This window comes from Pseudomonas sp. NPDC089554 (genome assembly GCF_050280645.1).
In the GTDB taxonomy this organism is placed as follows: Bacteria; Pseudomonadota; Gammaproteobacteria; order Pseudomonadales; family Pseudomonadaceae; genus Aquipseudomonas.
Map to the genome: position 1 here is coordinate 1 of NZ_JBNNVR010000124.1, position 12,326 is coordinate 12,326.

Below are 12,326 nucleotides of genomic sequence, written 5' to 3' on the forward strand. Positions count from 1 at the left end.
GGCAAGCCCGCTCCTACAGGTACGGCGCAAACCCTGTAGGAGCGGGCTTGCCCGCGAACACCGGCGCAGCCGGTGCCATCCACCGCGGCGACTGGTTCGCGGGCAGAGGCTCGTGCGTCCGGCACTCAGGCCTCATCCGGCAGTTTCTTCAGACGATAGGCCATGGCTGGGCGGGTCATGCCCAGCAGGCGCGCCGCCTCCGAGACATTCTGCCCGGCGCGGGCCATGGCGCCGCGCAGCAGTTGTTCCTCCATGTCATCCAGGCTGATGCCCAGGTCGAGCAACTGTTCCACCCAGGTGTGCGGGGCTTGCAGCACCTGGGTAACCAGGTTGCCGTCGCGGCTGATGCCGATGCTGTGGGATTCCTCGCACTGGTGCGGAAACAAGGCCTCGACGGAAATGCTCTGGTTGCTGTCGGTGATGATCACGCCGCGCTCTATCAGGTTCTCCAACTCGCGGATATTGCCCGGCCAGTCGTAGCGCAGGCAGGTTTCCAGGGCGCGGTCCGACAGGCCCAGGGTCTTCTTCTGGTAGGCGCCATGGAGTTTTTCCAGGAAGTGCTCGATCAGCAGCGGGATGTCTTCGCGGCGTTCGCGCAGTGCCGGGATGCTCACCGGGTAGACGTTCAGGCGGTAGTACAGGTCGGCGCGAAAACGCCCCTGCCTGACCGCCTCGGCAAGGTCTTCGTGGGTGGCGCCGATCACCCGCACATCGACGCTGCGGGTCTGGCTGTCGCCCACCCGCTCCAGCTCGCCTTCCTGCAATACCCGCAGCAGGCTGGCCTGGGCCCTGGGGCTGAGTTCGATGATTTCGTCGAGAAACAGGGTGCCGCCATGGGCGCGTTCGAAGCGGCCCATGCGTGACTGCTGGGCGCCGGTATAGGCGCCTTTTTCAACGCCGAACAGCTCGGCCTCGATCAGCTCGGGGGTGATGGCTGCGCAGTTCAAGGCCACGAATGGGCCGCCGGCACGCTCGCTGCGCAGGTGCAGGCTGCGGGCAATCACCTCCTTGCCGACCCCGGTTTCCCCCAGCAGCAACACCGAAGCCTTGCCGGCGGCGACCTTGTCGATCAGCTCGCAGGTCTTGCGGTAGGTGGCCGAGCGGCCGATGCCATAGAACTGCCCGGCGCGTTGCTGCAGGCGCTGGTTCATGTTCTCCACTTGCAGTTGCAAGGTGTGCAGCTCGTCGAGGATCGAATCGCTCTGGAAGTAGCGCATGAAGGCGTCGCCGTCTTCCCATTCCTCGATCGGCTTGCCGATGATCCGGCAGGTCTTGTCGCCGCAGCCACGGCAGCTGACTTCCTTGTAGAGGATCTGCCGCCCGACGAAGAACGACGAATAGCTGATGGCGTAGCCCAGCAGGGTCCAGCACACCGCCTGGTTGCTGTGCAGCTGCTCGGCCTGGTGGTTTTCCACTTCGAAGGAGTCGAGCCATTCGATGTCGGCGTAGAAGGTGCCGGCCTCGATATCGATGTTCATGCTGATCGGGCGCACGTTGACCATGCCTTTGAGCGAGTGCAACTGCGGGCCGATCAGGAACATGTCGAGGTCGCTGCTGGTGGGGCGCAGCTTGCGTGCCAGCTGGGCATCCTTCAGGCCCGACTGGTAGCCCAGGCGCAGGAAGAAACCCTTGGCGCGTTCCTCGCCGACCATCTCGATCAGCTCACGGCGGAATGAACCCATGGCGGAGGCCTGCATCAGCAGCATGCGCTGCTCGTCCAGCCAGATCTTGCCTTCGCTGCCGAGGAAATGGATGCGGTCGGTCAGGTCCTTGAGCAGGGCAGAGTGCTCGGCGGTGCGGTACTTCGTCGTCATGCAAACACACCCCTATGAATTCTTGTAGGTGGGGGAACACGCCGTCAGGCCACGGCGGCGCGCGGGTCTGGGCAGGGCGCGCCTAAAGGAATGGTAATGCAACTTCGGCACTTTGAATATGCAAGAAACTGGATGGCTATTTTTGCATGTCGACGTAATTAATGCGCGGTTTACCATTTGGTGAAACAGGACTTTTTGCGTTTATCAAATGGTTAATTTGGTGGGGCTTGCTGAGCTTTTAAGTTGTCGATAGTTGTTTTTGTGTTTTTGCAACTCGCTAATATTTAATGGTTTTTCATTTATTTTCATGTCTTTTTATTGCCTGGCATTGTTGTTGCTATTTTCTTCTCGCACAACAATTAAAAGAGACGCCCGGCATGTCTTCTCACGCTAATACCCTTGAACAGATGCCTCGGTATATCCGCATCCGCAGCGAGCCCGAAGCGCCTTATGTCGAGTTCGATTTCGCCATCGGTTACCCGGAACTTTACGTAGAACTGGTGCTGCCAGCCGAGGCGTTCCAGCAGTTTTGCCGGCAACAACAGGTTCGCCACATGGACGCGCAGATGTGTGCGGCCATCGACGCCGATGCCCGCAAGTGGCGTTTCGGCGACGCCGGTTGAAGCCAGGCCTCCATAACAACAACGACAGGAACTTGCGTCATGAGTATCGAGATCAAGACGGCCACCGTCGAGACGCTGCGCAACACCTTCAGCCACACCCGCAGGCGCTTCGGTGACAAGGTTGCCAGCCGCTACCAGGAGGCCAGCTTCGACATCGAGGCGGCCACCAACTTCCACTACCGGCCGCTGTGGCAGCCGGACAAACTGCTCAACGATGCCACCCGCACCGCCGTGCAGATGGCCGACTGGTACAGCGTCAGCGACCCGCGCCAGTACTACTACGGCGCTTATGTGCAGGCGCGCGCCAAGATGCAGGAGAACGCCGAGCACGACTACGCCTTCTGCGAGAAGCGCGAGATGCTCGCAAGCCTAGCACCCAGTGACGTCGAGCTGATTACCACCTTGCTGCTGCCCCTGCGTCACGCCGAGCTGGGCGCGAACATGAACAACAGCAACATCGCCGCCGATGGATTCGGCACCAGCGTCACCCAGATGCACATGTTCCACGCCATGGACCGCCTGGGCATCGCCCAGTACCTGTCGCGCATCGGCCTGATGCTCGATGGTGGCGACGTGCTGTTGTTGGCCAAGGCCAAGCAGCAGTGGCTAGACGAGCCCGACTGGCAGGGCATGCGCCGCTATGTCGAGGACACCCTGGTGGTGCGTGATTGGTTCGAGCTGACTCTGGCGCAGAACCTGGTCAGCGATGGCCTGGTGTACCCGCTGCTGTTCCAGCGCCTCGATGAGCAACTTATGGCCCGCGGCGCCGGCCAGGTGGGCATGCTCACCGAGTTCATGCGCCTGTGGTTCGCCGAGTCGCAGCGCTGGGTAGATGCGTTGGTCAAGACCGTGGTGGGCGAAAGCGAAGGCAACCGCGCCCTGGTGCAAGGGTGGGTCGAGCAGTGGCGCGCGCGTGCGCTCGAGGCGCTGGCGCCGCTGGCGGCGAAGGTGCCGGGCGGCAACCCGCTGGCCGAGGTGGACGCCGCCTTTGGCGCGCGCCTGAAGAAACTCGGCCTGGCAGGAGGTGCGGCATGACCTCGCTCGTCTACCTCAACCTGCAAGCCAACGACTACGCCCAGGCCATCGTTGCGGCCATCGAGCAGGACAACCCCCACGCCCAGGTGCAGCAGCAGCCGTCGATGATCCGCATCGAGGCCGCCAACCGCCTGGACATCCACCGCGAGACGGTGGAGCAGATCACCGGCCAGCCCTGGGACATCCAGGAAATGCTGATGTACGTGATCACCCTGGGCGGCAACGTCGAGGAAGAGGACGACCGTTTCTCTCTGCATTGGAACAGCTGAAAGCGTCCCCGACATCCGCAACCACACAACAAGAATTCGTGGAGAACCCTCATGGCCGTGAACAAGCGCCTCAACGCCAAGGACAAGTACCGTTGCCTGACCCGTGACCTGGACTGGGAGCCCAGCTACCAGCGTCACGAAGACATCTACCCCCATGAACGTTTCGAAGGCATCAAGATCACCGACTGGGACAAGTGGGAAGACCCGTTCCGCCTGACCATGGACACCTACTGGAAATACCAGGCCGAGAAAGAGAAGAAGCTGTACGCGATCTTCGATGCGTTCTCGCAGAACAACGGCCATACCGGGCTTTCCGATGCCCGCTACGTCAATGCCCTGAAGCTGTTCCTGTCTGGCGTGACGCCACTGGAGTACCAGGCTTACCAGGGCTTTGCCCGGGTCGGTCGGCAGTTCAGCGGCGCCGGCGCGCGGGTGGCCTGCCAGATGCAGGCGATCGACGAGTTGCGCCATGTGCAGACCCAGATCCACGCCATGAGCCACTACAACAAGCACTTCAACGGCCTGCACGATTTCGCTCATATGCACGACCGGGTGTGGTTCCTGTCGGTGCCCAAGTCGTTCTTCGAGGATGCCCGCACCGCTGGCCCGTTCGAATTCCTCACGGCGATCTCGTTCTCGTTCGAGTACGTGCTGACCAACCTGCTGTTCGTGCCATTCATGTCCGGCGCGGCGTACAACGGCGACATGGCCACCGTCACCTTCGGCTTCTCGGCGCAGTCCGATGAGGCCCGGCACATGACCCTGGGCCTGGAGGTAATCAAGTTCCTGCTCGAGCAGCATGAAGACAACGTACCGATCATCCAGCGCTGGATCGACAAGTGGTTCTGGCGTGGCTTCCGCCTGCTGAGCCTGGTCGGGATGATGATGGACTACATGCTGCCGAACAAAGTGATGTCCTGGGCCGAGGCCTGGAAGGTGTACTTCGAGGACGCCGGCGGCGCGCTGTTCAAGGACCTCGAACGCTATGGCATTCGTCCGCCCAAGCATGTCGAGGAAGCCAACATCGGCAAGGACCACGTCAGCCACCAGGCCTGGTCGATCTTCTACCAGTACACACAGGCCACCAACTTCCACACCTGGATGCCTTCGGACGAGGAGCTGGACTGGTTGTCGCAGAAGTACCCCGACACCTTCGACAAAATCTACCGCCCGCGCTTCGAGCACTGGCGCACGCAGCAGGAAAACGGCGAGCGCTTCTACAACCCGACCCTGCCGATGCTCTGCCAGATCTGCCAGATCCCGCTGGCGTTCACCGAGCCCGACGACGCCACCACCCTGAGCCACCGCAGCGCGCTGCACGAAGGCGAGCGCTACCACTTCTGCTCCCAGGGCTGCTGCGACATCTTCGAGTACGAGCCGACCAAGTACATCCAGGCTTGGCTGCCGGTGCACCAGATCCTCCAGGGCAACTGCGGCGGCGCCGACGTCGAGGCGATCGTGCGCGACTACTACAACATCGCGCCGGGCCAGGACAACTTCGAGTACCTGGGCTCCACCGAGCATCGCCGCTGGCAGGACTGGCACCCGAACGTGCGCAAGACCGGTTGAGCGCCCGCTTCCAACACCCTGACAAGAACAAGGAAACACGACCATGCCCGTGACTGCTATCGGCGCCTACAGCGCCACGCCCCTGGACAGCCAGGACAAGTTCAACGGTGCGCAACTGGTGTACCTGTGCTGGGAAAAACACCTGCTGTTCTGCGCCCCATTCACCTTCCCGCTGCCGCCGAGCATGCTGTTCGGCGACTTCCTCGAGCACGTGGTGCGCCCGGCGATTGCCCGGCACCCGGATGCGGCGGCGGTGGACTTCACCAAGGCCAGCTGGCGCTTGAACGACCAGCCTTTCAACCCCGACAACCTGGCGAGCCTGGTGCACAACGGCATCGATCACAAGAGCCTGCTGCACCTCGACACCCCCGGCCTGACCGGCATCGCCGGCACCGGCAACTGAGGGCGCGGTCATGAGCTACCAAGTAACCATCGAACCCACCGGTGAGCAGATCGAGGTGCAGGAGGGCCAGACCATCCTCCAGGCCGCCCTGCGCCAAGGCGTGTGGCTGCCATTCGCCTGCGGCCATGGCACCTGCGCCACCTGCAAGGTGCAGGTGCTCGAAGGCGAGGTCGATATCGGCGCGGCTTCGTCGTTCGCGCTGATGGACATGGAGCGTGACGAAGGCAAGGTGCTGGCCTGCTGCGCGATACCCCAGAGCGACCTGGTGATCGAGGCCGACGTCGATGCCGACCCGGATTTCCTCGGCCATACCGTGGAGGACTTCGAGGCAGTGGTGACCGCACTGGTCGACCTGTCGCCGACCATCAAGGGCGTGCACCTGAAGCTGGACCGGCCCATGGCCTTTCAGGCCGGCCAGTACATCAACCTGCAACTGCCGGGCATCGAAGGCACCCGCGCGTTCTCCCTGGCCAACCCGCCGAGCAAGGCCGACGAGGTCGAGCTGCACATTCGCCGGGTCGAAGGGGGCGCGGCCACCACCTGGGTGCACGAACGGATGAAGGTCGGTGATGCGGTGGGGTTGTCCGGCCCATACGGGCAGTTCTTCGTGCGCGCCTCGCAACCGGGCGATTTGATCTTCGTTGCCGGTGGCTCGGGCCTGTCGAGCCCGCAGTCGATGATCCTCGACTTGCTGGAAGCGAAAGATGCGCGGCAGATCGTGCTGTTCCAGGGCGCGCGCAACCGGGCCGAGCTGTACAACCAGGCGTTGTTCGAAGGGCTGGCGCGCGAACACAGCAACTTCACCTACGTGCCGGCGTTGAGCCAGGCCGATGACGACACGCAGTGGCGTGGCTTCAAAGGCTATGTGCACGACGCGGCCAAGGCGCATTTCGAGGGGCGCTTCGCCAGCCACAAGGCCTACCTGTGCGGCCCGCCGGTGATGATCGACTCGGCCATCACCTGCTTGATGCAGGGGCGGCTGTTCGAGCGCGACATCTTCATGGAGCGCTTCTACAGAGCCGCCGACGGCTCGGCACAAGGCACGCGCTCGGCGCTGTTCAAACGCATTTAGCAACCTGGAATCAAGCACCGCGCCAGGCTCCGTCATGGGGGCGGGACGCGGCTACCCATAAGAACAACAAAAAGGGAAATGCCCATGAAGTCAGTGAATGAAATGGCGTGCGCCAGCCGCACCGGTATTGTCGCGGTCGGCCTGCTGATGGCGCTCGGCGCCCCGGTCGAGGCCAGCGAAGGCGGGGGTTCGTCCTACCCCATGGGGTCGGAGAACTACATGTCCGGGGCCATGCCGCCGCCGGGGTTGTACTCGCAGATATTCGTCAACCATTACGAGGCCGACACCCTGCGCGACAACCGCGGCGACAAGGTGCCGGTGGATTTCCAGGTGCGCGCCAACGTGATTGCCCCACGGCTGATCTGGGTGACCGAGCAACAGGTGTTCGGCGCGAGCCTGGCCTTCCACGCCATCTTGCCGCTCGTCGACTTGAAGGTGGGGGTCAACGGCCAGTCCCAGCACAAGCGCGGGCTCGGCGACATGATCTTCGGCCCGGCCCTGGGCTTTCATCACAGCGAGAAACTGCACAGCATCCTGGCGCTGGACTTCATCGCACCCACCGGCGCCTACGACCGTGGCGACCTGGCCAACCCCGGGCGCAACTACTGGGTCATCGAGCCGGTATATGCGCTGTCGTACATCGACCCCAATGGCCTGAACATCGATGCCAAGACCATGTACGACTTCAACCTGCGCAACCGCGCCACCGACTACCGCTCGGGCCAGGAACTGCACGTGGACTACGCCGTCGGCTGGGGCCTGGGCAATGGCTGGGTGGTCGGGGTGGGCGGCTATGCGTTGTACCAGACCACCGACGATCGCCAGAACGGCGAACGCATCGAGGACAACAAAGGCAGGGCATTCGCCATCGGCCCTTCGTTGAAATACACCAGCCGCGACGGCTGGTTCCTGACCGCCAAGTGGCAGCGCGAAACCGAGGTGCGTAACCGCGCCGAGGGCGATGCCTATTGGATGAAACTGACCATTCCATTCTGACCCCACGCTTTTGCACTCGAATAACAACAACGATGAGGATTGATTCATGAGCGTTAGCATTTCGCACACTTCAGCGGCCCAGGCGCTGCTGGCCAATGCCAGTGGCCTGGACGCCGAGGGTGGCAACCCCAGGTTGAAGGCCGTGGTGCACCGCATCCTGCGCGAGGCGGTGAACATCATCGAGGAGCTGAACGTGACGCCTGAGGAGTTCTGGCAGGGCGTCAACTACTTCAATGCGCTGGGCGCACGCCAGGAGGCTGGCCTGCTGGTCGCCGGGCTTGGCCTGGAGCATTACCTGGATCTGTTGCTCGATGCCCAGGATGCTGCGGCCGGCTTGAACGGCGGTACGCCGCGCACTATCGAAGGCCCGCTGTACGTGGCGGGGGCGCCCTTGGTTGAAGGCGGCAGCGAGGCGCGCCTGGACGATGGCCAGGACGCCGGTGTGCCGTTGTTCATGCACGGGTATGTACGAGGTGCCGATGGCCAGCCATTGGCCGGCGCCTTGGTAGACGTTTGGCATGCCAACACCCAGGGAACTTACTCGTACTTCGACCCCAGCCAGTCGGACTTCAACCTGCGTCGGCGCATTCTTACCGATGCCACCGGGCGATACCGCTTTCGCAGCATCGTGCCGTCCGGCTATGGCTGCCCACCGGATGGCCCAACCCAGCAATTGCTCGACGACCTTGGGCGTCACGGCCAGCGCCCCGCGCACATCCATTTCTTCATTTGCGCACCAGGCCATCGCCACCTGACCACCCAGATCAACCTGGACGGCGACCCCTACCTGCACGATGACTTCGCCTATGCCACGCGTGACGAGCTGATCGCCAGCATCACCTTCAGCGACGACCGCGAGCGCGCGGCGCAGCACGGTGTGGCGGGGCGTTTCGCGGAAATCGCCTTCGATTTCACCTTGCAGCAATCGGTTGAGGCAGCAGACCAGGCTCGGCGTTCGCGCGCTCGGGCTCTGGAAGGGTAATCACCTTGGGGGATTGCTGGCGCCTGCGGGCTGTTCCATTATCCGCGCTTTGGAACAGCCGAAGATTTCAACGCAGGAGTGCGAATGAACAGTCAGTCCCCCATTCTGGAAACCGTGCCGGCGCGTCTGGCGCGCGTGCGCGAGGCCATGGCCAGGGAAGGCGTGGATGCCTTGCTGGTGCCCTCGGCGGACCCGCACCTGTCGGAGTACCTGCCAGGTTTTTGGCAGGGGCGCCAATGGTTGTCCGGGTTCCAGGGGTCGGTCGGTACCTTGGTGGTAGCGGCCGACTTCGCGGGGCTGTGGGCCGACAGCCGGTATTGGGAACAAGCCGATAAAGAGTTGGCCGGCAGTGGTGTCGAGCTGATGAAGCTGATCCCGGGCCAGCCTGGCGCGCTGGAATGGTTGGGCGAGCACGTTCGCGCGGGCGGCGTGGTCGCGGTCGATGGCGCGGTGATGGCAGCTGCTTCGGCGCGTCAGCTCAGTGAGCGCCTGCAGCCGCGTGGCGTGAGCTTGCGCACCGACATTGACCTGCTTGGCCAGGTTTGGCAGGACCGCCCGGCGCTGCCGAGCAATCCGGTCTACCAGCACCTTCCTCCCTATGCCACGGTGAATCGCGCGGAGAAGCTCGCCGGGCTGCGCCAGACGATGCGCGAGAAGGGCGCCGACTGGCACTTCATCGCGACCCTGGATGACATCGCCTGGTTGTTCAACCTGCGTGGCAGCGATGTTTCCTACAACCCGGTGTTCGTTTCCTTCGCGTTGGTCAGTCAGAGTGAGGCCTTGTTGTTCGTTGGGCGTGACAAGCTCGATGCCCACCTGCGTGAGGTGCTGGCCGTCGACGGTATCGAGGTGCGCGACTACACCGATGTTGGCGCTGCACTGGCGAGCATCGCTGCCGGCGCACGTTTGCTGATCGATCCAGCGCGTGTCACCTGCGGCCTGTTGGACCACCTCGATGACAAGGTGCAGTGGGTTGAAGGCCTCAACCCTACGACCCTGAGCAAGTCGCGCAAGGACGAGGAGGACTTGGTACATATTCGCCAGGTCATGGAGCAGGACGGCGCAGCCCTCTGTGAGTTCTTCGCCTGGCTGGAGGCCAACCTTGGTCAGGAGCCCATCAGCGAGCTGACCATCGATGAGCAATTGAGCGCCGCCCGGGCCCGCCGCCCGGATTTCGTCTCGCTGAGCTTCTCGACCATCGCGGCGTTCAACGGCAACGGCGCCATGCCGCATTACCGCGCCACCGAGCAATCCCATGCGCTGATCGAGGGCGATGGCCTGTTGCTGATCGATTCCGGCGGCCAGTACCTGGGCGGGACCACCGACATCACTCGCATGGTGCCGATCGGCACGCCGACGCTTGAGCAGAAACAGGATTGCACCCGCGTGCTCAAGGGCATGATCGCGTTGTCGCGAGCGGCATTCCCGCGCGGCATCCTCTCGCCATTGCTCGACGCCATTGCGCGGGCGCCGATCTGGGCCGAGCAGGTCGACTACGGGCATGGCACCGGCCACGGCGTGGGCTATTTCATGAACGTGCACGAAGGGCCGCAGGTCATCGCCTACCAGGCCGCGACCACCCCGCAGACTGCGATGCAGGCGGGCATGATCAGCTCTATCGAGCCGGGCACCTATCGCCCAGGCGAGTGGGGGGTGCGCATCGAGAACCTGGTGGTCAACCGTGAGTTGGGCAAAAGCGCTTTCGGCGATTTCCTGAATTTCGAAACCTTGACGCTATGCCCGATCGATACCCGCTGCCTGTTGCCAGAGCGGCTCAGTGCAGAGGAAACCACCTGGCTCAATGATTACCACCGGACCGTGCGCGAGCGGTTGTCACCGTTGCTCAAGGGTGAGGCCTTGGCTTGGCTGGAGCAGCGTACGGTGGCGCTTTGATTAGAGCGTGACACGGCAATGAAAAAGGGCAGCGCGAAGCTGCCCTTTTTCATTCACTTGCAGATGACGATCATGCTGCGGCTGGTATAGCCGGCGGGGTTGATACCGAAGATGTAGTCGCCAGCTTCTTCTTCACTGTCCCCGGAACGGGCGACCACCTTGTAGCCTTTTCTGCCACAAGAGGTGGCGGCCATGTCATAGCACTTGTCCCACGAGGAGGAGAGGCCTGAACAGTTGATGTGTAGGCCCTTCTTGCCGCGCTTGACCTCGGTCTTGGTCGTTGCGGCACACCCAGCTATGGCCAAGATGGCCAGGATGAGAAAAATACGTTTCATTCCTGTCCTTAATGAGAGGGTGGCAATGCAGGGCCGCCCCCAGTGTAGTCACTTCGTTCTTCCTTGAACTCTCCGGCGTCCATGTCGGTTCAGTAGACCGCTTGAAGATGATGGTTTTGTGACAGCTTAAGTGGCTTGGCTGGCAGGTACAAGGTTACCTTTTCTGTAAATGCAAGTATTTCTCAAGTCAATCAGCGGCAACCGGTGGGTTGGCTTCCTTTCTCATCGACAACGTGGCACCGACCGATGCAGTGATGATGGCCAGGATTGCGAGCCATTGCGTCAGGCTCAGCACTTCGCCAAGGAATAGAAGGCCTGACAGAGCGCCGAAAACCGGCTCGATGCTCATCAAGGTACCGAACGTGCGTGCAGGCATGCGGGTCAGGGCGACCATTTCGAGGCTGTAGGGCAGGGCGGTGGAGAGAATGGCAACGCCCAGCGCCAGTGGGATCAGCGCCGGGTTGAGCAGCGCGCTGCCGGCGTGGACGATGCCGATGGGTGCGACGAACAAGGCGGCGATGACTACGCCGAGGGCTGCGGTCTGGATGCCGTTTTCTGCACCTGCCCGTTGGCCGTAGAGGATATAGAGTGCCCAACACACGCCAGCGCCCAAGGCATAGCCCGCGCCCACCAAGTCAAGCGACTGGCCGGTCTGGCCGACGGGAATGAGCAGCAGCAACCCGGCGATGGCCAGTGCGATCCAGAGAAAGTCGATTACCCTGCGCGATGCGAGGATCGCCACTGCCAGGGGGCCTGTGAACTCCAAGGCGACGGCGATACCCAGTGGAACGGTACGCAGCGACATATAGAAGAGGAAGTTCATACCGCCCAAGGCCATGCCATAGATGATCACGCTGCGCAGGGTGCTGCTGTTCAGGCGGGCACGCCACGGGCGCAGCAAGAGCAGCATGATGACGCTGGCGAATACCAGGCGCAGGGTGGTCGTGCCCTGGGCGCCGACGAGGGGGAACATGCTCTTGGCTAGCGAGGCGCCCGACTGGATCGAGGCCATGGCGATCAGCAGCAGACCAATGGGGAAGAGCGTGGCGGCCAGGCTGCGGGGCTGGGTGTTCATTTAGAGGCGGCGGTCCTGGTGGGAGGGAAGGAGAAGCTTTGCGCACTATATTGCGCAATTAAGCGGTTTGCTTGCAACTTGCAATATTTTCGAAACAAAGGCTTGACGGCGTTTCTGTGGCCCTTATAATGCGCCCCACTTCCGACGTAGTCGAAGCGTAAAACCCCTTGAATATCAACGAGTTGAATGCTTCAGGCAGTATCGGAAGGGCTTCGATCTGTGTGTCGATAGCGGTGAAAAAGGCAGTTGACAGCAGGTTG

At 62.5% G+C, this 12,326-nt stretch carries 13 protein-coding genes; 9 read left to right on the top strand and 4 right to left on the bottom strand.

Annotation, left to right across the window (positions count from 1 at the left end):
- Window positions 1-125: 125 nt before the first annotated feature.
- Window positions 126-1,814, bottom strand: a complete 1,689-nt coding sequence (locus tag ACQKPE_RS24165; RefSeq protein WP_427669193.1) for a sigma 54-interacting transcriptional regulator — start codon at window positions 1,812-1,814, stop codon at window positions 126-128.
- A gap of 377 nt (window positions 1,815-2,191) precedes the next feature.
- Between ACQKPE_RS24165 and ACQKPE_RS24170 the strand changes: the two genes are divergently transcribed.
- The 9 genes from ACQKPE_RS24170 to ACQKPE_RS24210 all read left to right on the top strand — a co-directional run bounded on the left by ACQKPE_RS24170 (window position 2,192) and on the right by ACQKPE_RS24210 (window position 10,656).
- Window positions 2,192-2,437: a phenol hydroxylase subunit gene (locus ACQKPE_RS24170; RefSeq protein WP_427669194.1), complete on the top strand. Its 246-nt coding sequence runs from the start codon at window positions 2,192-2,194 to the stop codon at window positions 2,435-2,437.
- Window positions 2,438-2,476: 39 nt separating this feature from the next.
- Entirely contained in the window at window positions 2,477-3,472 is a 996-nt protein-coding gene (locus tag ACQKPE_RS24175; RefSeq protein ID WP_427669195.1) for an aromatic/alkene monooxygenase hydroxylase subunit beta, read from the top strand.
- Window positions 3,469-3,741: an MmoB/DmpM family protein gene (locus ACQKPE_RS24180; RefSeq protein WP_427669196.1), complete on the top strand. Its 273-nt coding sequence runs from the start codon at window positions 3,469-3,471 to the stop codon at window positions 3,739-3,741. Before ACQKPE_RS24175 ends, ACQKPE_RS24180 begins: the two co-directional genes overlap by 4 nt.
- A gap of 51 nt (window positions 3,742-3,792) precedes the next feature.
- Complete coding sequence (locus ACQKPE_RS24185; protein ID WP_427669197.1) at window positions 3,793-5,310, top strand: aromatic/alkene/methane monooxygenase hydroxylase/oxygenase subunit alpha; 1,518 nt, start codon at window positions 3,793-3,795, stop codon at window positions 5,308-5,310.
- A 43-nt stretch (window positions 5,311-5,353) separates the two neighbouring features.
- Window positions 5,354-5,713, top strand: coding sequence for a phenol hydroxylase subunit P4 (locus ACQKPE_RS24190; RefSeq protein ID WP_427669198.1), 360 nt, complete (start codon window positions 5,354-5,356; stop codon window positions 5,711-5,713).
- 10 nt (window positions 5,714-5,723) lie between these two features.
- Window positions 5,724-6,785 carry an NADH:ubiquinone reductase (Na(+)-transporting) subunit F gene (locus tag ACQKPE_RS24195; protein WP_427669199.1) on the top strand — a complete coding sequence of 354 codons (1,062 nt, stop codon included), beginning with the start codon at window positions 5,724-5,726 and terminating at the stop codon, window positions 6,783-6,785.
- Window positions 6,786-6,932: 147 nt separating this feature from the next.
- Entirely contained in the window at window positions 6,933-7,781 is an 849-nt protein-coding gene (locus tag ACQKPE_RS24200; RefSeq protein ID WP_427669205.1) for a SphA family protein, read from the top strand.
- Window positions 7,782-7,827: 46 nt separating this feature from the next.
- Window positions 7,828-8,763 (top strand): catechol 1,2-dioxygenase, encoded by a 936-nt coding sequence (gene catA / locus ACQKPE_RS24205; protein WP_427669200.1) that lies wholly within the window; start codon window positions 7,828-7,830, stop codon window positions 8,761-8,763.
- Window positions 8,764-8,847: 84 nt separating this feature from the next.
- Window positions 8,848-10,656, top strand: a complete 1,809-nt coding sequence (locus ACQKPE_RS24210; protein WP_427669201.1) for an aminopeptidase P family protein — start codon at window positions 8,848-8,850, stop codon at window positions 10,654-10,656.
- A gap of 53 nt (window positions 10,657-10,709) precedes the next feature.
- On the opposite strand, the gene ACQKPE_RS24215 is transcribed toward ACQKPE_RS24210, so the two are convergent.
- The 3 genes from ACQKPE_RS24215 to ACQKPE_RS24225 form a co-directional block, all read right to left on the bottom strand.
- Window positions 10,710-10,991 carry a hypothetical protein gene (locus ACQKPE_RS24215; RefSeq protein WP_427669202.1) on the bottom strand — a complete coding sequence of 94 codons (282 nt, stop codon included), beginning with the start codon at window positions 10,989-10,991 and terminating at the stop codon, window positions 10,710-10,712.
- 187 nt (window positions 10,992-11,178) lie between these two features.
- Window positions 11,179-12,066: a threonine/homoserine exporter RhtA gene (gene rhtA / locus ACQKPE_RS24220; RefSeq protein WP_427669203.1), complete on the bottom strand. Its 888-nt coding sequence runs from the start codon at window positions 12,064-12,066 to the stop codon at window positions 11,179-11,181.
- 58 nt (window positions 12,067-12,124) lie between these two features.
- Window positions 12,125-12,326 (bottom strand): hypothetical protein (locus tag ACQKPE_RS24225; protein ID WP_427669204.1); only part of this gene is annotated, 202 nt, incomplete at its 5' end.

What these genes read in the sequence shown, in the direction of transcription:
- ACQKPE_RS24185 (WP_427669197.1), top strand. Translation starts at nt 3,793, where the DNA reads ATGGCCGTGAACAAGCGCCTCAACGCCAAGGACAAGTACCGTTGCCTG.
- ACQKPE_RS24165 (WP_427669193.1), bottom strand. Translation starts at nt 1,814, where the DNA reads ATGACGACGAAGTACCGCACCGCCGAGCACTCTGCCCTGCTCAAGGAC.
- ACQKPE_RS24170 (WP_427669194.1), top strand. Translation starts at nt 2,192, where the DNA reads ATGTCTTCTCACGCTAATACCCTTGAACAGATGCCTCGGTATATCCGC.
- ACQKPE_RS24180 (WP_427669196.1), top strand. Translation starts at nt 3,469, where the DNA reads ATGACCTCGCTCGTCTACCTCAACCTGCAAGCCAACGACTACGCCCAG.
- ACQKPE_RS24175 (WP_427669195.1), top strand. Translation starts at nt 2,477, where the DNA reads ATGAGTATCGAGATCAAGACGGCCACCGTCGAGACGCTGCGCAACACC.
- ACQKPE_RS24195 (WP_427669199.1), top strand. Translation starts at nt 5,724, where the DNA reads ATGAGCTACCAAGTAACCATCGAACCCACCGGTGAGCAGATCGAGGTG.
- catA (WP_427669200.1), top strand. Translation starts at nt 7,828, where the DNA reads ATGAGCGTTAGCATTTCGCACACTTCAGCGGCCCAGGCGCTGCTGGCC.
- ACQKPE_RS24190 (WP_427669198.1), top strand. Translation starts at nt 5,354, where the DNA reads ATGCCCGTGACTGCTATCGGCGCCTACAGCGCCACGCCCCTGGACAGC.
- rhtA (WP_427669203.1), bottom strand. Translation starts at nt 12,066, where the DNA reads ATGAACACCCAGCCCCGCAGCCTGGCCGCCACGCTCTTCCCCATTGGT.
- ACQKPE_RS24200 (WP_427669205.1), top strand. Translation starts at nt 6,933, where the DNA reads ATGGCGCTCGGCGCCCCGGTCGAGGCCAGCGAAGGCGGGGGTTCGTCC.
- ACQKPE_RS24215 (WP_427669202.1), bottom strand. Translation starts at nt 10,991, where the DNA reads ATGAAACGTATTTTTCTCATCCTGGCCATCTTGGCCATAGCTGGGTGT.
- ACQKPE_RS24210 (WP_427669201.1), top strand. Translation starts at nt 8,848, where the DNA reads ATGAACAGTCAGTCCCCCATTCTGGAAACCGTGCCGGCGCGTCTGGCG.